At 70.9% G+C, this 24782-nt stretch carries 22 protein-coding genes; 6 read left to right on the top strand and 16 right to left on the bottom strand.

What is annotated here, in order from left to right; all coding sequences use genetic code 11:
• Positions 1-78: 78 nt before the first annotated feature.
• The gene (locus ACFPZI_RS06755) at positions 79-1236 is read right to left on the bottom strand and encodes an adenosine deaminase (protein ID WP_381359451.1); all 1158 of its coding nucleotides are present in this window, start codon (positions 1234-1236) and stop codon (positions 79-81) included.
• 113 nt (positions 1237-1349) lie between these two features.
• On the opposite strand from ACFPZI_RS06755, the gene ACFPZI_RS06750 reads away from it, so the two are divergent.
• Positions 1350-2111, top strand: a complete 762-nt coding sequence (locus ACFPZI_RS06750; RefSeq protein WP_381359448.1) for a prolyl oligopeptidase family serine peptidase — start codon at positions 1350-1352, stop codon at positions 2109-2111.
• A gap of 178 nt (positions 2112-2289) precedes the next feature.
• Here ACFPZI_RS06750 and ACFPZI_RS06745 read toward each other — a convergent pair whose 3' ends face one another.
• Entirely contained in the window at positions 2290-3243 is a 954-nt protein-coding gene (locus tag ACFPZI_RS06745; protein WP_381359445.1) for a LysR family transcriptional regulator, read from the bottom strand.
• A gap of 64 nt (positions 3244-3307) precedes the next feature.
• Between ACFPZI_RS06745 and ACFPZI_RS06740 the strand changes: the two genes are divergently transcribed.
• Both ACFPZI_RS06740 and ACFPZI_RS06735 read left to right on the top strand, forming a co-directional pair.
• Complete coding sequence (locus tag ACFPZI_RS06740) at positions 3308-4657, top strand: MFS transporter (protein WP_381359443.1); 1350 nt, start codon at positions 3308-3310, stop codon at positions 4655-4657.
• 196 nt (positions 4658-4853) lie between these two features.
• Positions 4854-5867, top strand: coding sequence for a sigma-70 family RNA polymerase sigma factor (locus ACFPZI_RS06735; protein WP_381359440.1), 1014 nt, complete (start codon positions 4854-4856; stop codon positions 5865-5867).
• Here ACFPZI_RS06735 and ACFPZI_RS06730 read toward each other — a convergent pair.
• Positions 5751-6140, bottom strand: a complete 390-nt coding sequence (locus tag ACFPZI_RS06730; RefSeq protein WP_381359437.1) for an STAS domain-containing protein — start codon at positions 6138-6140, stop codon at positions 5751-5753. The genes ACFPZI_RS06735 and ACFPZI_RS06730 overlap by 117 nt on opposite strands.
• 230 nt (positions 6141-6370) lie before the next feature.
• Here ACFPZI_RS06730 and ACFPZI_RS06725 point away from each other — a divergent pair, with 230 nt between their 5' ends.
• Positions 6371-7291 carry an AEC family transporter gene (locus ACFPZI_RS06725; protein ID WP_381359434.1) on the top strand — a complete coding sequence of 307 codons (921 nt, stop codon included), beginning with the start codon at positions 6371-6373 and terminating at the stop codon, positions 7289-7291.
• A 1-nt stretch (position 7292) separates the two neighbouring features.
• On the opposite strand, the gene ACFPZI_RS06720 is transcribed toward ACFPZI_RS06725, so the two are convergent.
• The 10 genes from ACFPZI_RS06720 to ACFPZI_RS06675 form a co-directional block, all read right to left on the bottom strand.
• Positions 7293-7877, bottom strand: a complete 585-nt coding sequence (locus tag ACFPZI_RS06720; protein ID WP_381359432.1) for a Uma2 family endonuclease — start codon at positions 7875-7877, stop codon at positions 7293-7295.
• 121 nt (positions 7878-7998) lie between these two features.
• On the bottom strand, positions 7999-9276 hold the full coding sequence (locus ACFPZI_RS06715; RefSeq protein ID WP_381359567.1) for a thymidine phosphorylase: 1278 nt from the start codon (positions 9274-9276) through the stop codon (positions 7999-8001).
• Between the two features lie 148 nt (positions 9277-9424).
• On the bottom strand, positions 9425-9838 hold the full coding sequence (locus ACFPZI_RS06710) for a cytidine deaminase (protein ID WP_381359429.1): 414 nt from the start codon (positions 9836-9838) through the stop codon (positions 9425-9427).
• Positions 9835-11109 carry an ABC transporter permease gene (locus tag ACFPZI_RS06705; protein WP_381359428.1) on the bottom strand — a complete coding sequence of 425 codons (1275 nt, stop codon included), beginning with the start codon at positions 11107-11109 and terminating at the stop codon, positions 9835-9837. The genes ACFPZI_RS06710 and ACFPZI_RS06705 overlap by 4 nt, the downstream gene beginning before the upstream one ends.
• A complete protein-coding gene (locus tag ACFPZI_RS06700) occupies positions 11106-12230 on the bottom strand; it encodes an ABC transporter permease (RefSeq protein WP_381359426.1) in 1125 nt (374 codons plus the stop codon). The genes ACFPZI_RS06705 and ACFPZI_RS06700 overlap by 4 nt, the downstream gene beginning before the upstream one ends.
• A complete protein-coding gene (locus ACFPZI_RS06695; protein ID WP_381359423.1) occupies positions 12230-13840 on the bottom strand; it encodes an ABC transporter ATP-binding protein in 1611 nt (536 codons plus the stop codon). The genes ACFPZI_RS06700 and ACFPZI_RS06695 overlap by 1 nt, the downstream gene beginning before the upstream one ends.
• A 270-nt stretch (positions 13841-14110) precedes the next feature.
• Positions 14111-15160, bottom strand: coding sequence for a BMP family lipoprotein (locus tag ACFPZI_RS06690; RefSeq protein WP_381359420.1), 1050 nt, complete (start codon positions 15158-15160; stop codon positions 14111-14113).
• Positions 15161-15456: 296 nt separating this feature from the next.
• The gene (locus ACFPZI_RS06685; protein WP_381359417.1) at positions 15457-16137 is read right to left on the bottom strand and encodes a class I SAM-dependent methyltransferase; all 681 of its coding nucleotides are present in this window, start codon (positions 16135-16137) and stop codon (positions 15457-15459) included.
• Between the two features lie 166 nt (positions 16138-16303).
• Positions 16304-17359 (bottom strand): BMP family lipoprotein, encoded by a 1056-nt coding sequence (locus tag ACFPZI_RS06680; protein ID WP_381359414.1) that lies wholly within the window; start codon positions 17357-17359, stop codon positions 16304-16306.
• A 304-nt stretch (positions 17360-17663) separates the two neighbouring features.
• On the bottom strand, positions 17664-18914 hold the full coding sequence (locus ACFPZI_RS06675; RefSeq protein ID WP_381359564.1) for an amidohydrolase: 1251 nt from the start codon (positions 18912-18914) through the stop codon (positions 17664-17666).
• Positions 18915-19289: 375 nt separating this feature from the next.
• Between ACFPZI_RS06675 and ACFPZI_RS06670 the strand changes: the two genes are divergently transcribed.
• A complete protein-coding gene (locus ACFPZI_RS06670; protein WP_381359411.1) occupies positions 19290-19979 on the top strand; it encodes a class I SAM-dependent DNA methyltransferase in 690 nt (229 codons plus the stop codon).
• 79 nt (positions 19980-20058) lie between these two features.
• Here the strand turns inward: ACFPZI_RS06670 and ACFPZI_RS06665 are convergent, their stop codons facing one another.
• Positions 20059-21144 carry an S-(hydroxymethyl)mycothiol dehydrogenase gene (locus ACFPZI_RS06665; protein WP_381359408.1) on the bottom strand — a complete coding sequence of 362 codons (1086 nt, stop codon included), beginning with the start codon at positions 21142-21144 and terminating at the stop codon, positions 20059-20061.
• Between the two features lie 186 nt (positions 21145-21330).
• Here ACFPZI_RS06665 and ACFPZI_RS06660 point away from each other — a divergent pair, with 186 nt between their 5' ends.
• A complete protein-coding gene (locus tag ACFPZI_RS06660; protein ID WP_381359406.1) occupies positions 21331-22611 on the top strand; it encodes a helix-turn-helix transcriptional regulator in 1281 nt (426 codons plus the stop codon).
• 95 nt (positions 22612-22706) lie between these two features.
• On the opposite strand, the gene ACFPZI_RS06655 is transcribed toward ACFPZI_RS06660, so the two are convergent.
• Both ACFPZI_RS06655 and ACFPZI_RS06650 read right to left on the bottom strand, forming a co-directional pair.
• Positions 22707-23777: a hypothetical protein gene (locus ACFPZI_RS06655; RefSeq protein ID WP_381359403.1), complete on the bottom strand. Its 1071-nt coding sequence runs from the start codon at positions 23775-23777 to the stop codon at positions 22707-22709.
• A 50-nt stretch (positions 23778-23827) separates the two neighbouring features.
• On the bottom strand, positions 23828-24766 hold the full coding sequence (locus tag ACFPZI_RS06650; protein ID WP_381359561.1) for an N-acetylneuraminate synthase family protein: 939 nt from the start codon (positions 24764-24766) through the stop codon (positions 23828-23830).
• Between the last annotated feature and the right edge of the window lie 16 nt (positions 24767-24782).

Below are 24782 nucleotides of genomic sequence, written 5' to 3'. Positions count from 1 at the left end.
GAACCACCGGCCGCAAACACCGGAATGCGGATGAATGGTGAAGGCCGCCCGCATTCCCGATACCCGAAATTCTCCCGCTCACCCCTCCGAGGCGACAGAACCACTGGTGGAGGCGGTCTGCCGGAACAGCCATTCGGATTTCAGCTCGGCGTAACCGGGCTTGATGACGTCATTGATCATGGCGAGCCGTTCATCGAAAGGAATGAACGCCGATTTCATCGCATTGACGGAGAACCACTGCATGTCGTCGAGCGTGTAGCCGAACGCCTCGACCAGGTGCTCGAATTCCTGACTCATGCTCGTGTGCGACATGAGCCGGTTGTCGGTGTTCACCGTGGCCCGGAAGTGCAGCCGGCGCAGCAGGCCGATGGGGTGCTCGGCGTACGAGGCCGCCGCCCCGGTCTGGAGGTTGGAGCTGGGGCACAGCTCCAGCGGGATGCGCTTGTCCCGGACGTAGGAGGCGAGCCGGCCGAGCTCGACGGTGCCGTCGTCGCGCACCTGGATGTCGTCGATGATGCGCACCCCGTGCCCGAGCCGGTCGGCACCGCACCACTGGAGGGCCTGCCAGATGGACGGCAGCCCGAAGGCCTCACCGGCATGGATCGTGAAGTGGTTGTTCTCGCGCTTGAGGTACTCGAAGGCGTCGAGGTGCCGGGTGGGAGGGTAACCGGCCTCGGCGCCCGCGATGTCGAAGCCGACGACACCCAGGTCCCGGTAGCGGTTGGCGAGTTCGGCGATCTCCAGGGCGCGGGCCGCGTGCCGCATGGCGGTGAGCAGCGCGCCGACGCGGATGCGGTGGCCGTCCTCCCTGGCCCGCCGCTCCCCTTGGCGGAAGCCCTCGTTGACCGCCTCGACGACCTCTTCGAGGCTCAGCCCGCCCTCGAGGTGCTGCTCGGGCGCATAGCGCACCTCGGCGTAGACGACACCGTCCGCGGCCAGGTCCTCGGCGCACTCGGCGGCGACCCGCACCAGGGCGTCCCGGGTCTGCATGACGCCGACGGTGTGCGAGAACGTCTCCAGATAGCGTTCCAGGGAACCGGAGTCGGCGGCCTCCCGGAACCAGAGACCGAGCTTGTCCGGGTCGGTCTCTGGGAGTGGGGAGTATCCGGCCTCGCGGGCCAGGTCGACGACGGTGCCGGGGCGCAGGCCGCCGTCGAGATGGTCGTGCAGCAGAACCTTGGGTGCCCGGCGGATCTGGTCCGCGGCCGGGGTGTTCGCAGTGCTCTGGCTCGTCATCTCCGCACTCTAACTCCTACGCGCGTAGATCACCCGGCGTGCAAATATGCCGATACCCAACGGTGACCGCACGCCAGGGTCTCGTACACCGTTGCTTCTGACACTGTTCTGCCATGGCACAGCAAGCAACGCCGGTTCGCGGGGCACGGCTGGGGAGGGCGCTCGGCCCGGAGCCGAGGGCGGTGGGCGGCGTGGTGCTGCTGCTGCCCGGCGGCGATCCGGTCTCCAGCCGCAGGCCGTCCCCCCTGGTGGCGACCGCCTCCGTACACGCGCTGGGACGCCGTCTCGGCCGCGCGGGCCGGGCCGAGGGACTCGCCGTCCATGTCGTCCACTACCGCTACCGGGGCTGGAACGACAGCGAGGCGCACCTCGCGCGGGACGCCACCTGGGCCGTCGACGAGACCGTGCGGCGCTACGGGGATGTTCCCGTGTGCCTGGCCGGCCTCGGCATGGGCGGCAGGGCGGCCCTGCACGCGGGCGGCCACGAGGCCGTCACCTCCGTGCTGGCGCTGGCCCCCTGGTTGCCCGGGGAGGATGCGCCCGCGCCACCCGAACCGGTGAAGCAGCTGACCGGACGGCAGGTGCTGATCGTGCACGGCACGCACGACACACGGACCGACCCCGAGCTGTCCTTCCGGCTGGCGGCGCGGGCGAAGAAGGCGAACCGGAACGTCTGCCGCTTCGAAGTGCACGCCGACGGGCACGGGTTGCGCCAGTACCGGGACGAAGTCCTTGCCCTGTGCGAGGACTTCGTGATGGGGACGCTCTTCGGACGGGCGCTCTCGCGTCCGCTGCAAGACGCCCTGGCGGCACCTCCGCCGCTGGGGCTGCGGATGCCGCTGGCCTCGGGGTTCGGTTCGTCGTTACGGCGATAGGCGACGCCGTACGGTGGCCGGCATTACGGCGGCCGGCGTACGGCGCCCGGCGTACGGGGACCGACGCTCGACGCCCGGCGCCCGGCGCCCGGCGTTACGGCGTTACGGCGTTACGGCGTTACGGCGTTACGGCGTTACGGCGTTACGGCGGCGGCAACCGTATGTCCCGGGGTGCCGGTCAGTCCGGGAGCAGGCGGCCGCGGCGCGACAGCAGGAACTTCTTGAAGGCCGTCACCGGCAGAGTGTCCGGCCGCTCGGCCAGCCAGGCGACACCGATCTCGCGGGCCGCCCGCGGGGAGGTGACGTTCAGTTCGACCACTCCGGGGCGGGGCACGGCCGGCGGGGGCAGCAGGGCGACGCCGAGTCCGGCCGCGACCAGGCCCCGCAGGGTCTCCGCCTCCTCGCCCTCGAAGGCGACCCGGGGCCGGAACCCGGCCTCGGCGCAGAGGGCGTCGGTGATGCGGCGCAGACCGTAACCGGGTTCCAGGGTCACGAAGGTCTCGTCGGCGGCCTCGGCCAGGCGGATCCGGCGGCGGCCGGCGAGCCGGTGGTCGGCGGGGACGACCAGGCGCAGCTTCTGCTCGTCCAGGCGACGGGCGACGAGGTCGGGGGCGTCCGGGACCGGGGAGGTCAGGCACAGGTCGAGCTCGCCCGCGCGGAGGCCCTCCAGCATGGCGTCGCCGTGGTTCTGGACGAGGCTGAAGCGGATGCGCGGGTGGTCGGCGCGGAAGGCGTGCAGCAGGCCGGGCACGGTCTCGGCGCCCATGGTGTGCAGGAACCCGAAGGCGACCTTGCCGGTGGCCGGGTCGGCGTCGGCGCGCACCTCGTCGGCGGCTCGCCCGATCTCGGCGAGGGCCCGTTCGACGGAGGCGAGGAAGGCGCGGCCGGCGGGGGTGAGGGAGAGCGTGCGGCCGTGACGGGCGAACAGGTCGACGCCCAGGTCCTGTTCGAGGCGGACGACGGACCGGGAGAGCGTGGACTGCGGGACCTGCATCTCCTGGGCGGCACGGGTGACATGCTCCGTGCGGGCGACGCCGGCGAAGTGGACGAGGCGCGGTGCGAGCAGCGCGACGATGTCTTCTGTGTCACTGGACGGTGACAGCCGACCCTGCGACCTCTGCTGATGCTGCATGGGAACGATTATGACGATTCCATGCATTGGACGGATGAGTGGAGCCGTCCGTACGGTCGAATGCATGTCTCCCGCCAGTACCAAGGCGTCCACCACCGTGGACGCCCGCGCATCCGTCACGTCCCCGGTCTCTCCCTCCTCCCCTCCCTCGATCGCGCCCGGCGCCTCGCATGCCCCGGACGCCCCGGGCGTGCCGGGCGGTGCCGACTCCCGTATGTCCCCGGGCGGCCCCGGTTTCCGCCGGATGAGCTTCGCCCTGTTCCTGGCGGGTGTGGCGACCTTCGCACTGCTGTATTCCACGCAGGCCCTGCTGCCGCTGATCTCCGGCGACCTCGGGGTGAGCGCGGGCGACGCGAGCTGGACGGTGGCGGCGGCCACCGGCGGTCTGGCGGTGTTCGTGCTGCCGATGAGCGCGCTGTCCGAGCGGTACGGACGCCGTACGGTCATGACGGCCTCCCTGGCCGTCGCGGTGACCGTCGGGCTGCTGGTTCCCTTCGCCCCGTCGCTGGGCGCCCTGGTGGCACTGCGGGCACTCCAGGGGGCGGCCCTGGCCGGGGTGCCCGCGTCGGCGACCGCGTATCTGGCGGAGGAGGTCCGGCCGAGGGCCCTGGTGACCGCGATCGGACTGTTCGTCGCGGGCAACAGCGTCGGCGGGATGAGCGGCCGGGTCATCACCGGCTGGGTGGCGCAGGAGTGGGGCTGGCGGGTCGCCGTCGGCGTGATCGGGGTGCTCGCGGTGGCGTGCGCGGTGGCGTTCCGGCTGCTGCTGCCGGCACCGAAGCACTTCCGCCCGGGCTCGCTGCGGCCGCGGGTGCTGCTCGGCACGGTCCGAAACCATCTCGCGAACCCGCTGCTGCGGCGCCTGTACGCCATCGGCGCCCTGTTCATGACGGTGTTCGGCGGGGTCTACACCGTGATCGGCTACCGGCTGGCCGAGGCACCCTTCTCGCTCCCCCAGGGCATCGTCGGCTCGATCTTCCTGGTGTACCTGGTCGGCACGGTGGCGGCGTCGGCGGCGGGCCGGCTGGTGGGCCGGCTCGGCCGCCGGGGCGCGCTGTACGCGGCGGGCGGCACCACCGCGGCAGGCCTGCTGCTGTCCCTGGCCGGCTCCCTGTCCCTGATCCTGCTGGGCCTGGTGCTGATCACCGGGGGCTTCTTCGCGGGTCACGCGGTCGCGTCCTCGGCGGTCGGACGGACGGCCACGGAGGGCCGCGCCCAGGCGTCGGCGCTGTACCAGTCCGCCTACTACGTCGGCTCCAGCGTGGGCAGCACGGTCGGTGCGCTCGCCTTCCACTCGGGCGGCTGGGCCGGGACGGTGGGAGTCGGTCTGGTGGCGGTGGCAGGCGTCGTGACCGTCACGGTGCTGGGCACCCGGGCGGCCCGGGTGGACCGGTGCGGGCTCGCCCCGGCGTGAGACGGCCCGGCGGGTCCGGCGGGTCCGGCAGGTCCGGCGGCCGGGAAGCGAGCGGAAGTTTTCGTTCCGCCCGCTGAACCCACTTCCCTGACCTGCGCGTTCATCGACTCGGAGGGCCGCTGTCAGTGGGCTGCGGTAGCTTCCGGGGTGCTGGGCGCAATGGCGCGCCACAGGAAGCCACAGGGGTGGGTGGACGATGACGAACGGCACGGCGACGACCGATCTCGACGCCAGGCTCGAGGCGCACCGCGTCGAGCTGACCGGGTACTGCTACCGCATGCTCGGCTCCTCCTTCGAGGCGGAGGACGCGGTGCAGGACACGATGGTCCGTGCCTGGCGCAGCTTCGACAAGTTCGAGGGCCGTTCCAGTCTGCGCTCCTGGCTGTACCGCATCGCGACCAATGTCTGCCTGGACATGCTGACGGCGGGCAACAAGCGGGCCCGCCCGATGGACCTGACGGAGTCGACCCCGCTGGCCCGCGCGGCCCTCTCGCCGCGGCCCGACCACACCTGGCTGGAGCCGATGCCGGATTCCCGGGTGCTGCCCGAGACCGCCGACCCGGCGGAGGCGGCGGTCGCCAAGGAGTCCGTGCGGCTCGCCTTCATGGCCGCGCTCCAGCATCTGCCGCCCAAGCAGCGGGCGGTGCTGCTGCTGCGCGAGGTGCTGGCCTGGAAGGCGAGCGAGGTGGCCGAGCTGCTCGGCACCTCGGTCGCGTCCGTCAACAGCGCGTTGCAGCGGGCGCGGGCGACGCTCGCGGAGCGGCGGCAGCCGGGCGCCGAAGCGTCCGTCTCGGACCCGCTGGACGAGGAGCAGCAGAAGCTCCTGGAGCGCTATGTGGCGGCGTTCGAGGGGTACGACATGTCGGCGCTGACGGCGTTGCTGCACGAGGACGCCATCATGACGATGCCGCCGTTCGACCTGTGGCTGACCGGCCCCGAGGACATCACGGGCTTCATGACGACGTTGGGCGCCTCCTGTGCGGGCTCGCGGCTGCTGCCGGTCCAGGTCAACGGCCTGCCCGGGTTCGCCCATTACAAGCCGGACCCGGAGGGCGGCGGCTTCACGCCGTGGGCGGTCCAGGTGCTGGAGATCTCAGACGGCCGGATCACCGGGTTCCACTGCTTCCTCGACACCCGGCGCTGGTTCCCGCTGTGCGGGCTGCCCCTCCACCTCGAAGCCGAGGCCGACGAGGTCGAGCAGGGAGCATAGGGCGGGGTCGGGGTCGCGCAGCCGTATCCGGCCCCCGGTCCGGCGGGCCAGGAGCTGGAGGCGCGCCAGCAGGTTCACGGCGGCGAGCCCCGGCGGGCCCAGCCCGCCCACGTCACAGACGACCACCCCGCCGGCCCCTCCGCCGTCAAGGAGTGCCCGCAGCGCGTCGCTCGGCCCGCTCGCCCCGTCCGGGGCGACGGGGCCGCGCAGTACAAGTACAGGGGGTGTCATGGCGTCCACGAGCGGTAGACCGGGGGCGGGCGCGTAACTCATCGCGGGGCGTCGCGGACGCGGGGCGCAGCGTGGGGGCGCGGACGCCTGCGCGGGGCGGACGCCTGCGCGGGGCGGGCGCCTGCGCGTGGAGGGGCAAAGCCTGCGCGGGGAGGGGCGACGCGGAGATCACATTGACCCGGGCACACCCCTCCCCCGAGGGTTGGCTGTATGCACCACAGATCGCCCCCGCCCGTGCCCCCCGGTGCTCGTCACCCCGACGAGGAGTCGTCGTGCAGGGGGTGTTGAGCGGGTTCGCGGTGATCGCGGTCGTCATCGGCGTCGGCTATGTGATCGGCCGCCGGGGGTATCTCGGCGAACAGGCCCGCGACGTGCTGACGAAGCTGGCGTTCCACGTGGCCTCGCCGGCCCTGCTGTTCACCGTCCTCGCCGAGGCCGATCTGTCGCTGGTCTTCTCCGGCCGGCTCCTGGTCACGGCGCTGAGCACGGCCGCGGTGGCCGGCGTCTTCGTGGCGGTGGGTGTCGTACGCCGCTGGGGCGTGGGCCGCACCACCATCGGCGCCCTGTGCTCCAGCTATGTCAACTCCGGAAACCTCGGCATCCCGATCGCGGTGTACGTCCTCGGCGACGCCTCGCTGGTGGCGCCGGTGCTGTTGTTCCAGCTGGTCGGGGTCACACCGGTCGCGCTGACCATCCTGGACCTGGCGACCGCCGGGGAGAAGCGGCCCCTGTGGCATCGGCTGCTCACACCGCTGCGGAATCCGGTCGCGCTGGGCTCACTGGCGGGGGTGGCGGTGGCGGCGAGCGGCATCGAGATCCCCGGCCCGGTCATGGACCCGGTGACGCTGATCGGCAACATGGCTGTCCCCGCTGTCCTCCTCGCCTTCGGCATCTCGCTGCGGGGCAGCGCCCTGCCCCTGCGGGGCGGTGAGCGCGGGACGGTGCTGCTGGCCGTGGCGCTGAAGTCGGTGGGCCAGCCGGTGGTCGCCTGGGGGCTGGCGGTGGGGGTGTTCGGGCTGCGCGGGGAGCAACTGCTCGACGTGGTGGTGACCTCGGCACTGCCGGCCGCGCAGAACCTCTTCACGTACGCGAGCAGCTACCGCGTCGGCGAGACCCTGGCGCGGGAGGCGATCCTGGTGTCGACCCTGCTGTCGGTACCGGTGCTCGTGGTGGTGGCGGCGGTGCTGGGGTGACTCAGGTCTCGGGGAACTCGCCGGTGTCGATGACGAGGTCGAACGGGGCGGGGAGCTTGATGGGCTCGCCGAACTTCACGGAATCGAGGGGCTGGTAGACATCGCCGTTCGGTTCGCCGAAGAGCGTCACGGTCGGGCCGTCGGGGGCCCAGCGGTCGACGAGGAGGTACAGGGGGATGCCCGCGGTGGCGTAGGCGGCGGGCTTGGTGATGCGGTCGTGCCGGGCGTTGTACGCCGAGGTCACCTCGACGACGAGTTCGGCGGGGGTGGCGGGCAGATGGGTGTCGGACTCCGGGTTCTCCCGGTCCGGGTACACCAGGAGGTCCGGAACGAGCATCCCCAGACGTGAGGGCACGGCGATGGCCTGGGTCTGGAAGATCGACCAGTTCCGCGGAATCACGGAGTACAGGGGACGCTGCATGCTTGCCGCGATCGCATGGTGGTGAAGCCCGGGAGCGGGTGACACGGTGACGATCCCCTCGATGATCTCCACCTTGCTGCCCTCGGGCCATTCCATCTCCTCCCAGAAGCGGACGAGGTCGTCCCACCTCTGCTCGGGGTCCTCACTCACGGCGACTACGGTCATGGCGCCCTCCCATCGGTGCACCAACGATCCCCAGCACGCCGAACGGGACCGGCGGCGGTCCACCGGTCCCGTTCACCCAAAAGGGCCGTATCCAACAGCGGCCTCCGGCCGCGGGCTCAGGTCAGGCGATACGCTCCCGCACCACCGGCGCCGCCGTGAAGGGCGTGCCGGGGGCCGCGATGTCGTAGGAGCCGGCCACCGCGTCGAGGGCGTAGGCGAAGCGGTCCGGGGTGTCCGTGTGCAGGGTCAGGAGGGGCTGGCCCTCGGTGACGGTGTCGCCGGGCTTGGCGTGCAGTTCGACGCCCGCGCCCGCCTGCACCGGGTCCTCCTTGCGGGCGCGGCCCGCGCCGAGGCGCCAGGCGGCGACGCCGACGTCGTAGGCGTCCAGGCGGGTCAGGACACCGGAGGCGGACGCCGTCACCACGTGCTGTTCCCGCGCCATCGGCAGGGGGGCATCCGGGTCGCCGCCCTGGGCCGCGATCATGCGGCGCCAGACGTCCATCGCGGAGCCGTCGGCCAGGGCCTTCGCCGGGTCGGCGTCCTTCAGTCCGGCGGCGTCGAGCATCTCGCGGGCCAGCGCAAGGGTGAGTTCCACGACGTCGGCGGGGCCGCCGCCGGCCAGGACCTCCACCGACTCGCGGACCTCCAGCGCGTTGCCCGCCGTCAGGCCGAGCGGGGTCGACATGTCGGTGAGCAGGGCGACCGTCTTCACGCCGTGGTCGGTGCCGAGGCCGACCATGGTGGACGCCAGTTCGCGGGCGTCCACGATCGTCTTCATGAAGGCGCCGCTGCCCATCTTCACGTCCAGGACGAGCGAGCCGGTGCCCTCGGCGATCTTCTTCGACATGATCGAGGAGGCGATCAGCGGGATCGCCTCGACGGTGCCGGTCACGTCGCGCAGGGCGTAGAGCTTCTTGTCGGCGGGGGCGAGGCCGTCGCCGGCCGCGCAGATGACGGCGCCCACGCCGTCCAGGACGGACAGCATCTCCTCGTTGGACAGCAGCGCGCGCCAGCCGGGGATCGACTCCAGCTTGTCGAGGGTGCCGCCGGTGTGGCCGAGGCCCCTGCCGGACAACTGCGGGACGGCCGCGCCGCAGGCGGCGACCAGCGGGGCGAGCGGCAGGGTGATCTTGTCGCCGACGCCGCCCGTGGAGTGCTTGTCGGCGGTGGGGCGGGACAGCGAGGAGAAGTCCATGCGCTCGCCGGAGGCGATCATCGCGGCGGTCCAGCGGGCGATCTCGCTCCGGTTCATGCCGTTGAGGAGGATCGCCATCGCGAGGGCCGACATCTGCTCGTCGGCGACCTCCCCGCGGGTGTACGCGTCGATGACCCAGTCGATCTGCTCGTCGCTGAGTTCGCCGCGGTCCCGCTTGGTGCGGATGACGGAAATGACGTCCATGGCCATGGCTGGCATTCCTTCCGGAGTGCGAAGGGCGCGGCCCCTCGGGACGCGGCCCCTCCGGTCGGGAGTGAGCCGCGCGGAGGGGCCGCGGTGGAGCTACGGGGTACGGGGTCCTACGAGTTAAGGGTTACCGGGTGTTACGGGGTTACTTGGCGAGGTGCTCCGGGCCGAAGGCCTGGGGCAGCATCCGGGACAGCGGCAGGATGCCCGACGGGGTTTCGAGGAGCAGTCCGGGGCCGCCGAACTCGTACAGGAGCTGGCGGCAGCGGCCGCACGGGACGAGGATCGCGCCCGTGCCGTCCACGCAGGTGAAGTGCGTGAGCCGGCCGCCTCCGGTGCGCTGCAGCTCCGAGACCAGTCCGCACTCGGCGCACAGGCCGAGTCCGTAGCTGGCGTTCTCGACGTTGCAGCCGGAGACCGTGCGCCCGTCGTCGACCAGGGCGGCGACACCGACCGGGTAGCCCGAGTAGGGGGCGTACGCGTGGGACATGGCATCCCGCGCCACCGCGCGCAGCGCCTCCCAGTCGGTGTCCGCCGCGGCGGCCGGGGCCGGCGTCATCCGCCCTGTCCCTTCCGGTACGGGAGTCCGTCCGCCTTCGGCATGCGCAGCCGCTGCGCGGACAGGGCGAGGACCACGAGGGTGATGACGTACGGCGTGGCGGCGACGACCTGGTTGGGGACCTCGTTGGTGCCGGCGTACCAGGCGAAGACGAGTGCGCCGATGACCAGGGTGATGACCGCGTTCACGTACTTCTTGCGGATCGCCAGCCAGATCGCGCCGGCGAGCAGCAGCAGCGCGCCGAGCAGCAGCAGGGCGTGCACGTTGGTGGAGCCGCCGCGCAGGTTGAGGCTGTCGGTGTAGCCGAAGAGTCCGGCGCCGATGGCGAGGCCGCCCGGCATCCAGTTGCCGAAGATCATCGCGGCGAGGCCGATGTAGCCGCGTCCGCTGACCTGGCCCTCCAGGTAGAAGGGGTTGGCGACGATGGAGAGGAAGGCGCCGCCGAGGCCGGCCAGACCGCCGGAGATGATCACGGCGAGGTACTTGTACTTGTAGACGTTGACGCCGAGGGATTCGGCGGCGATGGGGTTCTCGCCGCAGGAGCGCAGGCGCAGGCCGAAGGCGGTGCGCCAGAGGATCCACCAGGTGGCGGGGATGAGCGCGATGGCGATGAGGGTCAGCCAGGAGACGTTGGTGACCAGACCGCCGAGCAGGCCCGCGATGTCGGAGACGAAGAACCAGCCCTTGGCGTTGAGGTCCCGCAGCGCGTCGGACAGTCCCGGCACGGTGAAGTGGCCGAGCGGTTCGACCGCCGGGGACTGCTTGGCGGAACCGCCCTGGTGGCCTTCGAAGGCCAGCGGGGCGAGGTAGCGGGTCGCGCCGAGGGCGAGGATGTTGATGGCCACACCGGAGACGATGTGGTTGACGCGGAAGGTGACGGTGACGACGGCGTGCAGCAGGCCGCCGAGGCAGCCGCCGACGATGCCGGCCAGGACGCCGGTCCACGGGCCCCACTGGAATCCGGCCCAGGCGCCGAACCAGGTGCCGAGGATCAGCATGCCCTCGAGGCCGATGTTGACGATGCCCGCGCGCTCGGCCCACAGGCCGCCGAGTCCGGCGAGGCCGATGGGGACGGCGAGCTGGAGGGCGGTGGACATCTGGCTGACGTTGGTGATGCCGTCGGCGCCGGTGACGATGCGGACGATCGAGACCAAGGCCAGGGCGCCGGCGATGACCAGCAGCAGCACGGGCCACGACATGCGGCGGCCGGTGGGCGCCGCAGGCTGCAGCGAGGGCTGGTTGACGTCGGTCGCTGTGGTCGGGGCGGTCATCGGCCAGCCACCTCCTTCGTGGTGTTGTTGTCGGCACCGAGGACGTGACCCGCGGCGAGTTCCGCGCCGACCCGGCGCTGCTGACGGCGCAGGCCCCACTCGCGGACAGCCTCGTAGGAGACGACGACCGAGAGGACGATCAGGCCCTGCATGATGACCGCGATCTCCTTGTCGTAGCCGTGGAAGTCCAGCTCGGGCGAGGCCTTGTCGAGCCAGGCCCACAGCAGGGCGGCGAAGGCGATGCCGACGGGACTGTTGCGGCCCAGGAGGGCGATACCGATGCCGAGGAAGCCGATACCGGTGGGGAAGTTCAGGTTGTAGGTGTGGGAGTCGCCGAGCAGGATCGGCAGGCCCGCGAGACCGGCGAGACCACCGGAGATCAGCATGGCGGTGAGCACCATGCGCTTGGGGTTGACGCCGCTGGCCGCGGCGGCGGTCGTGGAGGCGCCGGAGGCGCGCAGGTCGAAGCCGAAGCGGGTGCGGTTGAGGACGATCCAGTAGCCGATGCCGAGCAGTGCGGCGAGGACGACCAGGCCGTAGATCTCGCCGGCCTCGCCCATGTCGATGCCGGGGACCCAGCCGGACTCGTGCATCTCGCCGGTGGTGCTGTTGTTGCCGATCTTGACGCCGAAGATCTCCGGCTTCCACATGTAGACGATGAGGGACGTGGCGATCGCGTTGAGCATGATCGTCGCGACGACCTCGCTGACCCCGCGGGTGACCTTGAGGACTCCGGCGATGCCGGCCCAGAAGGCGCCGGTGAACACGGCGGTGAGGAGCAGCAGCGGGATCTGCAGCACGGTCGGCAGGTTCATGTGGGCGCCGACGACGGCGGCCATGATGGCGCCGAGCTGGTATTGGCCGTCGACCCCGATGTTGAAGAGGTTCATCCGGAAGCCGATGGCCACCGCGAGGGCCGCGATGTAGTACATCGAGGCCTGGTTGATGATCAGGACCTGGATGTCGGAGAACGTCGCCTGTTCGAACATCAGGGCGAACGGTTCGACGGGGTTCTTGCCCGAGGCGAGCAGCACGATCGCGCTGAGCGCGAAGGCCACGGCGAGCGCGATGACCGGTCCGGCCACCGCGAGGAGCACGCGCTCCTTGTCGAACTTCTTCATCAGCGGGCCTCGTCTTCCGGAGACTCGGGGGCGTCGGCCGCGGTGCCGGGAGTGTCCGCCCCGGCCTTTCGGGCCTCGGCCGGGGTCTCGGGGGTCTCTTCGTGTTCGAGGTGTCCGGTGGCGGCACCGGTCATGGCGGTACCGAGCTCCTCCGGGGTGACGGTGGCGGGGTCGGCGTCCGCGACGAGCTTGCCGTCGTAGATCACCCGGAGGGTGTCGGACAGGCCGATCAGCTCGTCCAGGTCGGCGGAGATGAGCAGGACGGCGAGGCCCTCGCGGCGCGCCTGCCGGATGTGGTCCCAGATCGCGGCCTGCGCGCCGACGTCCACACCGCGGGTGGGGTGGGAGGCGATCAGGAAGCGGGGCCGGTGGCTCATCTCGCGGCCGACGATCAGCTTCTGCTGGTTGCCGCCGGAGAGGGAGGCAGCGGTCACGTCGATGCCGGGGGTCCGTACGTCGTACTTCTGGACGATGCGGCGGGTGTCCTCCTGGGCCGCCTTCGGGTCCAGCCAGAAGCCCTTGGCGTTGGGCTTCTCGGTGACGTGGCCGAGGATACGGTTCTCCCAGAGGGGCGCTTCCAGGAGCAGGCCGTGGCGGTGGCGGTCCTCGGGGATGTACCCGATGCCCTCTTCGCGGCGCTTGCGGGTGGCCCAGCCGGTGATCTCCTCGTCGGCCAGCCGGATGGTGCCGGAGTCGGCGGCCCGCAGGCCGATGAGCGCGTCGACCAGTTCGGTCTGGCCGTTGCCCTCCACGCCGGCGATGCCGAGGACCTCACCCGCGTGGATGGTGAAGCTGATGTCGTCGAGCAGGGCCTTGCCGCCGGGGGCCGCCAGGCGCAGCCTGTCGACGGTGATGACCGCGCGGTCGGTGACCGTGGACTCGGCGGTCTCCGGGGTGGGCAGCTCACTGCCGACCATCATCTCGGCGAGCTGACGCGAGGTGGTCTCGGCGGGAACGGCCGTGCCGACGGTGGTGCCCCGGCGGATGACGGTGATGTCGTCGGCGACCGAGAGGACCTCGCCCAGCTTGTGGGAGATGAAGATGACCGACAGGCCCTCCGCCTTGAGCTCGCGCAGGTTGTCGAAGAGCGCGTCGACCTCCTGCGGGACGAGGACGGCGGTGGGCTCGTCGAGGATCAGCGTGGTGGCGCCGCGGTAGAGGACCTTGAGGATCTCCACGCGCTGGCGGGCGGCGACACCGAGTTCCTCGACCAGCAGGTCGGGGCGTACGCCGAGGCCGTAGCGCTCGGAGAGCTCCTTGATCCTGCGGCGGGCCTTCGCGCCGATGCCGTACAGCTTCTCGCTGCCGAGCACCACGTTCTCGAGGACCGTGAGGTTGTCGGCGAGCATGAAGTGCTGGTGGACCATGCCGATGCCGCGGGCGATGGCGTCGGCCGGCGAGGAGAAGGAGACCGTCTCGCCGTGGATCGCGATGGTGCCCTCGTCCGGCTTCTGCATGCCGTAGAGGATCTTCATCAGCGTCGACTTGCCGGCGCCGTTCTCGCCGACGAGGGCGTGCACGGTGCCCTTGCGGACCGTGAGGTGGATGTCGTGGTTGGCCACGACACCGGGAAAACGCTTCGTGATCCCGGCGAGCTCGACGGCGGTCACCGATTCGTTGACCGCCGCTCCGGCCGGAGGGCTGCTGGACGCGTTGATGGCGCACTCCTGGGGACGGGGGTCGTCTACGCGCGTAGCGCCCCTACGGCATCGAACAGGGTCGCACACCCGGCTCGACGGGGTGCGGGGAGCCTACTCCCCGCACCCCGTCGAGCCGGTCGCCACCCCACGGGTTACACGCTGTTCAGGTCCAGGACCTTTCGTTCGCGTCGGGCCGGGCTCGCGAGCCCGGCCCGACGCGAACGAAAGGTCCTGCCGGGATCAGCTCGACCGGACCTTGATGTCGCCGCTGATGATCTTCTTCTTGGCCGTCTCGATGACGTCCTGAAGCTTCGCGTTGTCCGCGAACACGGGGTTGGACTTCGCGAGACCGACCTCACCCGACGCCAGATCGCCCCTGAGGATACCGGTGCGGGGAGCCTTGTCCTGGACCGACTGCGCCAGCTTGTACACCGACTTGGCGACGTCCTTCGTCGCGGAGGTGAGGATCGAGTCCTTGTACTTCGCCAGGGCTTCCTGCGCGTACTGGTCGGAGTCCACGCCGATCGCCCAGACCTTGTTGGCGGCCGCGGCCTCGATGGCGCCCTGACCGGACAGACCGGCCGCCGTGTAGACGACGTCGGCCTTCTTCTCGATCTGGCCCTCGGCGGCGGCCTTGCCCTTGTCGGGGCTGGAGAAGCCGCCCTCCTCCGCCGTCTGCGTCAGGAACTGCGAGATGACCTTGACGCCCGGGTCGGTGTCCTTGACGCCCTGCTCGAAGCCGGCCCGGAACTTGTGGATCAGCGGAATGTCCACACCGCCGATGAAGCCCACGACGTCGGTCTTGGTGGTCTTGGCTGCGGCGACGCCGGCCAGGTAGGAGGCCTCCTCCTCGGAGAAGACCAGGTCGGCCACGTTGTCCAGCTCGACCGTGGAGTCGTCGACGATGCCGAAGGTGGTGTCCGGGTACTTCTCGGCGGCACCCTTCAGGGCGGTGGCGTAGGCGTAGCCGACACCGACGACCGGGTCGTAGCCCTGCTTCGCCAGCGAGACCAGGCGCTGCTCCTTGTCCGCGTCGGTCTCACCGTCGGTGGGCTCGACGTCGGCGGTCTTGTAGCCGAACTCCTTCTCCGCCTGCTTCAGGCCCGCGAAGGCGGCGTCGTTGAAGGACTGGTCACCCCGGCCGCCGACGTCGTACGCGATGGCGATGCCCTTGTCGCCCTTCGACTCCGACGAGCCGGAAGAGGTCGAGGTGCCGCCGCAGGCGGAGAGCGCGAGGGCCAGAGAGGCGGTCGCTGCGCCTGCGACCGTAATCCGGGAAATCCGGCGCATGTGTGGTGCTCCTTCGTACAAGCGCCGGAAGTTGGGGGGACGGCGCTGGCTTCGCCGCAGATTAACGCGCGTAGACCTCCCTGGAAACCCTTTCTGTCCACCTTGTTATGCGGCCGTGGCCTACTCGCTCCCTACCGCGAGTACACCGTTGCCGATCGCGAACAGATCGTGGCACTGGGTGACATTCGGACGATGTGCGGCGTGAGGTGACAAGCACTGTGACATCCGACACCGTGCTCACCGACCGGCGCACGCCGGGCATCGGAGCGGGTCGCCGGTTCTGCTGCCGGAAGGGGTCAACGCAGCCGGCGCGCGCGCAGCACCAAGTCGTCGGTGTGGTGCGCGCCGGCGCCGCCGTCGGGTGCCACGCGGGGCCGCTGCTCGTCCACCGCCACCTCCCAGTCCTCGTCGAGCAGAGCGGCGACCATCGAGGGCCAGACGTAGTCGGCCGGGTCGAAGCCGCTCTCGTTCTCCTGCTGGGTGTCCATCCCCGCGTGGTGTACGAGCAGCAGCACGCCGCCGGGCACGACGGCCGCGAGCAGCGCTCGCTCGGCCGCGGCGTCGGGGGTGCGCAGCAGGGCGGGGTACTGCGCGGAGACCAGGTCGAAGGAGGCCGGCGGGAGGGCCGCCTCCGTCAGTGAGGCGTGAATCAAGCGAACGGCGAGGCCGGCGTCCCGTGCGTGCCCGGCCGCCCGTTCCAGTGCCACGCCCGAGACCTCGAGTGCGGTCACGTCCCAGCCGCGGCGCGCGAGCCAGACGGCGTCCGCGCCCTCGCCGCAGCCGACGTCGAGCACCCGTCCGGGTGTGAGCCCGGCGGCCTCGGCCACCAGCGCGCCGTTGGGCCGGCCGCTCCACAGTTGCTGTCGGTCGGTGTACCGGTTGTCCCACTCCGTCCTCACCGCGGGGTCCCCGACGTATCCGTCGGCGGGGAAGGCAGTGGCGGACGCGGGCGGTCCTGTCGCGCTGTCGTCGTTCATCGGCCCACCGTCGCCCAGCGTGTCCCGGGCACGCCACTCCTGTTGCCGGTCCGGCAAAACGGCGTCCGGAGGGCGCGGAAGCCGGGCGGGCACCCGTTGAGGTGCCCGCCCGGCTTCGTCACTGCGGTACCGCGGTACCGCGCTGCTCCCCTGTCGCGCTGTCGTGCTACTCCGCCTTGACGGTGATGGAGCCGTCGATGATGCCTTCCTTGGCCTTGGCCACGGCGTCCGTCAGGCCCTCGATCTCGCCCATCTTCGGGTTGCTGTCGGAGAGGCCGACGCCGTCCACCTTCAGGTCGAAGACCTGGGTGCCTGTCAGCGCCTTGCCGTCCTTGACGGACTTGGCCAGGGCGTACACCGAACCGCCGACCTCCTTGGTGGCGGAGGTGAGGATGAAGTCCTTGTAGCCGGCGAGGGCTTCCTGCTGGTACTGGTCGGAGTCGACGCCGATCGCCCAGACCTTCGCCTTGGCGGCGGCCTCGATCACGCCCTGCCCGGAGAGGCCGGCCGCCTGGTAGACGACGTCGGCCTTCTTCTCGATCTGGCCCTCGGCGGCGGCCTTGCCCTTGTCGGGGCTGGAGAAGCCGCCCTCCTCCGCGGTCTGCGTCAGGTACTGGGAGACGACCTTGACCTTCGGGTCGGTCGCCTGCACGCCCTGCTTGAACCCGGCCTCGAACTTGTGGATCAGCGGGATGTCGACACCACCCACGAAGCCGACCGTGTTCGTCTTGGTGGCCTTGGCGGCGGCGACACCGGCGAGGTAGGACGCCTGCTCCTCGGCGAAGACGAGGGAGGCGACGTTCTTGCCCTCGACCACGGAGTCGACGATGCCGAAGGTGGTGTCCGGGTACTTCTCGGCCACGGCCGTCATCGCCGGGCCGTAGGCGAAGCCGACGCCGATGACGGGGTTGTAGCCCTGCTTGGCGAGCGACGAGAGGCGCTGCTCCTTGTCCGCGTCGGTCTCGCCCTCGGTGGGCTCGATGTCGGCGGTCTTGTAGCCGAACTCCTTCTCCGCCTTCTGGAGCCCCGCGTACGCGGCGTCGTTGAAGGACTGGTCACCCTTGCCGCCGATGTCGTAGGCGATGGCGAGACCGAGGTCGCCCTTCGCGGAGCTCTTTCCGCTGTCCCCGCCCTCGCTGCTGGTGCCGCCGCAGGCCGTGGCGGCGAGTGCGAGCGACGCGACCCCCACCGCGACGCGAGTCAGTCTGGATATCCGACGCATCTGACGCTCCCCATTCTCCAAAGCCCCGCAGCGGCGCTCGGTTCGGCGACATTAACGCGCGTAGACACTCCTGGGAACGGGGTACAGCGGGGCCGTTATCCATTCGTGCCGATGGCCGGTTACACCCCGGTAAAGCAGAGGGCCGTAGGGGATCGAAGGGGGCGGAAAGGGCCGACCGGAACGGCGCACGGCTGGGCGCCACGCGCACCACGCTCTCCTTCCCCCGCCCGGGACGCAAGGGGAGCGACGGGCGGGGAAAGAGGGGGGCCGGAGGGGGGCCGATGGCCGGCCGGCCCCCACCCGCTCAGCGCAGGGCGTCCAGGAAGGCGGCGGCGGTGAACAGTTCGACGCCCACGGTGATGGCGTGCTCGTCGACGTCGAAGTCGCCCTGGTGCAGGTCGCGGATGGTGCGCTCGCCGGGGGGACGGACCCCGAGGCGGGCCATGGCGCCGGGGACGCGCTCCAGGTACCAGGAGAAGTCCTCGCCGCCGAGGCTCTGTTCGGTGCTCTCCACGGACTCCGCGCCGCGCCGGGCGATCATGGCGTCCCGCAGGAGTTCGGTGACGCCGGCCTCGTTGACGACCGGCGGGACTCCGCGTACGTAGTTGATCTCCGACTTGGCGCGGTGCAGGTTGGCCACCTCGTCAATGGCGGCGACCACGATGTCCGGGGCCAGCCGCCAGGTCTCCAGGTCCAGGCAGCGCACGGTGCCGGAGAGCTCGGCGTGCTGCGGGATGACGTTGGGCGCGTGGCCGGACTCGACCCTGCCCCAGGTGATGGCGAGCCCGCTGCGGCTGTCGACCCGTCGGCCCACCAGGGCGGGCACGTCGGTGACGACCCGGGCGGCGGCGGTGACCAGGTCGGTGGTCAGATGCGGACGGGCGGTGTGGCCGCCGGGCCCGTCGAGGGCGATCTCGAGACGGTCGCAGGCGGAGGTGAGGGGGCCCTCGCGGAGTCCGATCCTCCCCGCGTCGACCCGCGGGTCGCAGTGCACGGCGACGATTCGCCCGACCCCGTCGAGCGCGCCGTCCAGGATGGTGTCGGCGGCCCCACCGGGCAGCACCTCCTCGGCGGGCTGGAAGATCAGCCGCACCGGCCGGGACAACAGGCCCTGACGGTGCAGTTCGGCGAGGACGAGCCCGGTGCCCAGCACGACGGTGGTGTGCACGTCGTGGCCGCAGGCGTGCGCCCGGTCGGGCACGGTGGAGCGGTACGGGCACTCGGTCTTCATGTCGGGGATGGGCAGCCCGTCGATGTCGGCCCGCAGGGCGAGTATGCCGGTGCCGGGGGCCGCCTCGGTTCCTGCGATGCTGCCGCTGTCCGTCACCCCGATGTCACAGATGACGCCGGTCCCGCCGGAGAGTACGCGCGGGGCGAGGCCGGCCCGCTCCAGCCGCTCCTTGATCGCGGCGGTCGTACGGAACTCCTGGTTGCCCAGCTCGGGGTGCATGTGCAGGTCGCGTCGGAAGGCGACGAGCTCGGCGCGCAGGACCTCGGGGAGGGCGCCCGGAAGCACCGCTCCTCCGGGCAGATCGACCTCGGACTCCAGTGACATCAGTTGGTTCACCCTTTGAAGGGTAGGACGCCGGGGCCTCCGACCGCCCCCTGATCAAGAAAATTCAACCCGTCAGTGGACGAAAATCCGGCAGACCCACGCTTAGCCGTGCTCCGTGATGGGTAAACTCGCCGCTCTTTTGCGGCGAGTGAGGCCGTACGACCCACCGGACCGTGACATCGCTCGCGGCGACCGTTTCCGGCACCCCTCACCTCGCTTCACCTCTCCTCGGTGTACCACGCATCGCTCGAGCCACGCGGACCGGTTCACCTTCCGGACGCGGTCCCCCGCTGTCCACGGGTGCATGGTCGCCGCCCACGCGCACGGGTGAAACCGTCTCCGACGCCCCCGGTTGCGCCGATAGGGTGCGGGGCCATGCGCGCCGACCCGCCGGAGTTCCTCCGGGCCACCCGTTCCTCGTACGACGCCATCGCCGACGACTACGCGGACCGGTTCGGCGACGGCCTGGCCGGGCTGCCGCTGGAACGCTCCCTGCTGACGGCCTTCGCCGAGCTCGCCCGTACACCTGGGCGGGCTGCCGGGAGCACTTCGCCGCCGGTGGCCGACCTCGGCTGCGGTCCCGGGTACGTGACCGCACGGCTGCACCGGCTCGGGCTGCCGGTCTTCGGCGTCGATCTCTCACCGCGCATGGTGTCCCTGGCCCGCGAGGCACATCCGGAGCTGCGGTTCCACGTGGGCTCGATGACCGCGCTGGACCTGCCGACCGGGACGCTGGGCGGCATCGTGGCGCTGTACTCGGTCATCCACATCCCGGACGACCATCTCACCGAGGTCTTCACCGAGTTCCACCGCGTCCTGACACCGGGCGCCCCGGTCCTGCTGGCCTTCCAGTCGGGCGACGAGGACGGCGGCCTGCACCTGGACGAACGTTTCGGCCACCCCGTCTCCCTGGACTACTACTGGCGCTCCCCCGCCACGGTCGTCACCCACCTGACCAAGGCGGGCCTGGAACTCACCGCGCAGATCCTGCGGGAGCCGACCGCCGACGAGAAACGCCCCCGCGCCCTCCTCCTGGCCCGCAGGCCGGAGACGGCGCAGGACTGACGCCGGCCCGGCCTTCACGTAGGCGGCACGAGCCCCCGTGATCCAACAGCCGACGGTGGCTCTTCGACACGCAGACCGCTCACAGGACCACCACCGAACGCAGCACCTCGCCGGCGTGCATGGTGTGAAAGGCCTTTTCGGCCTCTTCGAGTGCGATGCGCTCGGAGACGAACTTCTCCAGCGGCAGCCTGCCCTGCAGGTACAGGTCGACGAGCATCGGGAAGTCGCGCTCCGGCAGACAGTCGCCGTACCAGGACGACTTCAGCGCACCGCCGCGGGAGAAGAAGTCGAGCAGAGGCATGTCCAGCTTCATGTCCGGCGTGGGCACGCCCACCAGCACGACGGTGCCTGCGAGATCGCGCGCGTAGAACGCCTGCTTCCATGTCTCGGGTCGGCCGACCGCATCGATGACGACATCGGCACCGAACCCACCTGTCAGCTCGGCGATCGCGGTGATGACGTCGACCTCGCCGGCGTTGACCGTGTGTGTGGCGCCCAAGTCGGCCGCCCACGCCAGCTTCTTCTCGTCCCGGTCCACCGCGATGATCTTCGATGCGCCCGCCAGCCGCGCCCCGACGACGGCTGCGTCGCCCACGCCGCCGCAGCCGATGACAGCCACCGAGTCCCCGCGGCTCACCCCGCCGGTGTTAACGGCGGCGCCCAGGCCGGCCATGACACCGCAGCCGAGCAGACCCACGACGGCGGGGTCCGCGGACGGGTCCACCTTGGTGCACTGTCCGGCGTGGACCAGGGTCTTGTCCGCGAAAGCGCCGATGCCGAGCGCCGGAGTGAGCTCCGTCCCGTCGGTCAGAGTCATCTTCTGGCTCGCGTTGAACGTGTTGAAGCAGTACTGGGAACGCCCGCGCTTGCAGGCCCGGCACCGCCCGCACACGGCACGCCAGTTCAGGACGACGAAGTCGCCGGGCTGCACCGAATCGACACCTTCGCCGACACTCTCCACGGTGCCGGCGGCCTCGTGTCCGAGGAGGAACGGGAAATCGTCGTTGATGCCGCCTTCACGGTAGGTCAGATCGGTGTGGCACACGCCGCACGCGGCGACCGCGACGACGACCTCACCTGGTCCCGGATCGGGAATCACGATGTCGGTGAGCTCGACCGGAGCTCCCTTGGAACGGGCGATCACACCGCGGACCTGCTGTGGCATCTGAGCTGGTTCCTTTGTCAGTCGGTTGTCAGTCGGTCGTCAGTCGGTCAAAACGCATGCGCACCGGCGCATGTCCTCCACGACGTTAGCTCTGCGCCAAGGTCGGGCGACCTGTGCGACAGACCAGTAGAACCTCGACTTCCGGCTAGGGCGGCCGGACCGGCTATGGTGCGTGGAATGCTCGACATGAAGGCACTGCCAGAGGCGGACCTTCTCGCACTGCGAGAGGTCATCGAGGGTCCGCTGCACGAGATCGCACGCCGGTTCTCCCGCTTTCTGTCGAACCGGTGGCCGCACACCGCGCTCGTCATCTTCACCAAGGAGTGCACCGGCAGGCCGCGGAAGGTCGCCGGCGCGACCGAAATGATCAACAAGGTCACGATCGACGAACTCGAGCAGCTGAAGGCCCTTGCCGAGCCCGGTCGGCCGCTCGGCACCACGGCGGCGATCGGCGGGGCCACCCGCACCGTCTGGGCCGTCCGTGACCCGGTCGACACGCTGCTCGTCCTCGTGCCGCGCGCCTCCCGGAAGCGGCTCCCGCAGCCCGCCGCCCTGTCGGCCCTCTTCGGGATCGTCGCGACCTCGATCAGCCAACAGGTCGCGCAGGCAAGCCCGGACTACCTTGCCGAGTCGCGCGCGGCCTCCAGTGAGCGGGCCCGCACCATCACTGAGATGGCGACGGCGCATGAGAGTGCGCTGGTGGCCATCCTGAACACGCTGCGCGCCACCGCACTCGATGATCGCCGTGCCCGCGTGACCGCGACCGAGTCCGCTTCCGTCGCGCTGGTGGCGTTGCGCTCCGCTCAGAAGTCCGACCTGGCCCTGAGCGAGGAACCGGCCCCGGCCGCGTTCACGAAGCTGCGCAGGGACATTCGGCACCTGCTCAGGCATCACGAAGCGCGCGTCGAATTCGTGCCGCCGGCCAGGACGGCGCGGCCGTTGCCCGGAGAAGTCGCCCACGCCGCTCGCGCGATGACACGGACCGCGGTGCTGGCCTTCACCGCGCAACCGGGTCCGTCGCGCCTGCGCATCGCTTGGACCTGTGACGGCACGTCGCTGCGGATCGACGTGCGGGAGCAGGAATCCGGGAGCGTGGACGTGCGCGCGCTGTCACGTCAGCTCGAGGGCCGCGCACGCACGCTGGGCGCCACGGTCAGCCTCGACGCCGTGGCGGGTTGGGGGAGCCGGGCCGGCATCGTCCTTCCTTTCGACCCGCCGGCCGTTCGAACCGGTGAGACCAGGCTGTCGAGTCTCCACGCGCGGGAACGGGAGGTTCTGCACCTTCTCGCGCAGGGCAAGCGGAACAAGGTCATCGCGGACGCACTCGGAGTCACCGAGAGCACGGTCAAGTTCCACGTCACCGGGGTACTGAAGAAACTCGAAGTCAGCTCACGGGGCGAGGCCGCGGCACTGGCCCTGAACGGGTACGCGCAAGGTTCGGTGGCCGGGGGCCGAGAGGGGCAGTGACCGGCGCCGGCCGGCCGGGCTCCCGGAGAGTTGCCCTGCGCTCCGCGGGCGGTGACGCCGCCGCCCACTTCCAGGAGGCGGTTACCGGCATCCGTTCACGCCGGCGCCACCGAAACCGCCGACAGGCGGTGGACGTCGCGGGCGGTGCCGGTGACGCCTGAGAGGAAGCCCTGGGCCCGCGGGGAGGCTTTCTCGGTGAGCCAGGCCGGGTTGATGTCGCAGACCGCGATGCGGACCTCCGTACCGGACAGGGCCAGGGGGAGGGTGTGGACGACGGTCGACGGGAAGCTGAGGACCGTGCGGCCGATGGGGCCCCGGCGGGCGATCAGCTCCAGGGGGAGTTCGGGGCGGACGATCTCCAGGCCCGTCTCGACCGCGAGCCGGTGGAGTTTCTCGGTGCTCTCACGGCGGTGGGCGAAGTAGCGGGTCGCGCCGTGGGCCTTGGCGAGGGAGCGGACGGCCTCGACATAGGCGTCGGCGTCCACCACGCCGGTCTCCACCAGGGAGGTGCCCACCATGTCGGCGGTCCTGGTGATCCGGGGCGGGCCGAACCGCTGCCGGGTCCAGGCGAAGGAGTTGGTGCTGACGGTGACTCCGGCCGGGATGTCGTCGACCGGCATCGAGGAGAAGACCTCCACCCGGCGCCGGCCGTTCGGGGTGAGCCTGCGCCGGGCGATGCCGGAGACCGGGGCGAGGATCAGGTCCCGAGGGCCGCGGCGGCCGCCCTTGCGGTGCCAGCGCACCAGGCGTTCGCCGCGCGCGAGCTGGCCGACGAACTCCATGGTCGCCGTGCCGTCGTCGACGACGACGAGGTCGTGGGCCCTGGTGATCGTCAGCATGAGTTGCACGTACCGCGAGAAGGGGTCGCCGAGGACGACCCGGGTGGCGCGGCGCAGTGGGCCGGCCAGGCCGCCTATGGTCTGGAAGGGTGCGCCTGCTCCGCCCCGCGCTTCCTCCCAGCGGACCTCGTGGCCCTCTTCGCGGGCGAGTTCGGACATGCGGCGCAACTGACCGCGGGTCATGGGGTCGAGGGGGGACAGCACCACGAGGGTGAGCCCCACGCCGGGCGCATGCGCGTGCGCCCACTCCAGCACGTTCAGCAGCTGTACCGGGCTCTCGACGAAGGCGAGAGTGTGGGGGCCGGCGGTCCCGGCGCGGGGGCTCATCGACGTACGACCGTTCCCGTCGTCAGGGGAGGGTGGATGTGTGGGGAGGGTCAGACGGTCAGCGGCTCGCCGGCGGCCGCGGCGATCTCCGCCTCGGCGACGACGCCGGGGACCCGGCGGAGCTTCTTCATCGGACCCAGCTCGGACTCGTAGACCTTCTTGACGCCGTCGCCGAGGGAGGCCTCGATGGTGCGGATGTCGCGGACGAGGCGGGTCAGGCCCTGCGGCTCGACGGACGCCGCCTGGTCGGAGCCCCACATGGCGCGGTCCAGGGTGATGTGGCGCTCGACGAAGGTGGCGCCGAGGGCGACGGCGGCCAGGGTGGTCTGCAGGCCGGTCTCGTGGCCGGAGTAGCCGATCGGGACGTTCGGGAACTCCTGCTGGAGGGTGTTGATCATCCGCAGGTTCAGTTCCTCGGCCTTCGCCGGGTAGGTGGAGGTGGAGTGGCAGAGCAGGATGTTCTCGCTGCCCAGGACCTCGACCGCGTGGCGGATCTGCTTCGGGGTGGACATGCCGGTGGAGAGGATGATCGTGCGGCCGGTGGCGCGCAGGGAGCGCAGCAGCTCGTCGTCCGTGAGGGAGGCGGAGGCCACCTTGTGGGCGGGGATGTCGAACTTCTCCAGGAAGGCGACGGCCTCGGTGTCCCACGGGGAGGCGAACCAGTCGATGCCCCTCTTCTTGCAGTAGGCGTCGATCTGGCCGTACTCCTCCTCGCCGAACTCCACGCGGTGGCGGTAGTCGATGTACGTCATCCGGCCCCAGGGGGTGTCGCGCTCGATGTCCCACTGGTCGCGCGGGGTGCAGATCTCGGGCGTGCGCTTCTGGAACTTGACGGCGTCGCAGCCGGCCTCGGCTGCGGCGTCGATCAGCTTGAACGCGTTCTCGATGTCACCGTTGTGGTTGATGCCGATCTCACCGGTGACGTACACGGGGCGGCCGGGGCCGGCCTCGCGGGTACCGAAGCGGCGGATGCGGGAGCTGGGATTCACAGTGCTCATGACCGGT

This window comes from Streptomyces chlorus (assembly GCF_042655885.1).
In the GTDB taxonomy this organism is placed as follows: domain Bacteria; phylum Actinomycetota; class Actinomycetes; order Streptomycetales; family Streptomycetaceae; genus Streptomyces; species Streptomyces chlorus.
Note: the sequence above shows the minus strand (reverse complement) of the source record. Positions and strands in the feature narration are given on the sequence as shown.

Excerpts from the sequence above, each read along its gene's own strand:
- ACFPZI_RS06745 (WP_381359445.1), bottom strand. The coding sequence starts at position 3,243 with ATGCAGCATCAGCAGAGGTCGCAGGGTCGGCTGTCACCGTCCAGTGAC.
- ACFPZI_RS06670 (WP_381359411.1), top strand. The coding sequence starts at position 19,290 with ATGCGCGCCGACCCGCCGGAGTTCCTCCGGGCCACCCGTTCCTCGTAC.
- ACFPZI_RS06740 (WP_381359443.1), top strand. The coding sequence starts at position 3,308 with ATGTCTCCCGCCAGTACCAAGGCGTCCACCACCGTGGACGCCCGCGCA.
- ACFPZI_RS06665 (WP_381359408.1), bottom strand. The coding sequence starts at position 21,144 with ATGCCACAGCAGGTCCGCGGTGTGATCGCCCGTTCCAAGGGAGCTCCG.
- ACFPZI_RS06750 (WP_381359448.1), top strand. The coding sequence starts at position 1,350 with ATGGCACAGCAAGCAACGCCGGTTCGCGGGGCACGGCTGGGGAGGGCG.
- ACFPZI_RS06690 (WP_381359420.1), bottom strand. The coding sequence starts at position 15,160 with ATGCGCCGGATTTCCCGGATTACGGTCGCAGGCGCAGCGACCGCCTCT.
- ACFPZI_RS06720 (WP_381359432.1), bottom strand. The coding sequence starts at position 7,877 with ATGACCGTAGTCGCCGTGAGTGAGGACCCCGAGCAGAGGTGGGACGAC.
- ACFPZI_RS06705 (WP_381359428.1), bottom strand. The coding sequence starts at position 11,109 with ATGACCGCCCCGACCACAGCGACCGACGTCAACCAGCCCTCGCTGCAG.
- ACFPZI_RS06735 (WP_381359440.1), top strand. The coding sequence starts at position 4,854 with ATGACGAACGGCACGGCGACGACCGATCTCGACGCCAGGCTCGAGGCG.
- ACFPZI_RS06710 (WP_381359429.1), bottom strand. The coding sequence starts at position 9,838 with ATGACGCCGGCCCCGGCCGCCGCGGCGGACACCGACTGGGAGGCGCTG.
- ACFPZI_RS06700 (WP_381359426.1), bottom strand. The coding sequence starts at position 12,230 with ATGAAGAAGTTCGACAAGGAGCGCGTGCTCCTCGCGGTGGCCGGACCG.
- ACFPZI_RS06680 (WP_381359414.1), bottom strand. The coding sequence starts at position 17,359 with ATGCGTCGGATATCCAGACTGACTCGCGTCGCGGTGGGGGTCGCGTCG.
- ACFPZI_RS06655 (WP_381359403.1), bottom strand. The coding sequence starts at position 23,777 with ATGAGCCCCCGCGCCGGGACCGCCGGCCCCCACACTCTCGCCTTCGTC.
- ACFPZI_RS06730 (WP_381359437.1), bottom strand. The coding sequence starts at position 6,140 with ATGAGTTACGCGCCCGCCCCCGGTCTACCGCTCGTGGACGCCATGACA.
- ACFPZI_RS06660 (WP_381359406.1), top strand. The coding sequence starts at position 21,331 with ATGAAGGCACTGCCAGAGGCGGACCTTCTCGCACTGCGAGAGGTCATC.
- ACFPZI_RS06675 (WP_381359564.1), bottom strand. The coding sequence starts at position 18,914 with ATGTCACTGGAGTCCGAGGTCGATCTGCCCGGAGGAGCGGTGCTTCCG.
- ACFPZI_RS06715 (WP_381359567.1), bottom strand. The coding sequence starts at position 9,276 with ATGGACGTCATTTCCGTCATCCGCACCAAGCGGGACCGCGGCGAACTC.
- ACFPZI_RS06685 (WP_381359417.1), bottom strand. The coding sequence starts at position 16,137 with ATGAACGACGACAGCGCGACAGGACCGCCCGCGTCCGCCACTGCCTTC.
- ACFPZI_RS06755 (WP_381359451.1), bottom strand. The coding sequence starts at position 1,236 with ATGACGAGCCAGAGCACTGCGAACACCCCGGCCGCGGACCAGATCCGC.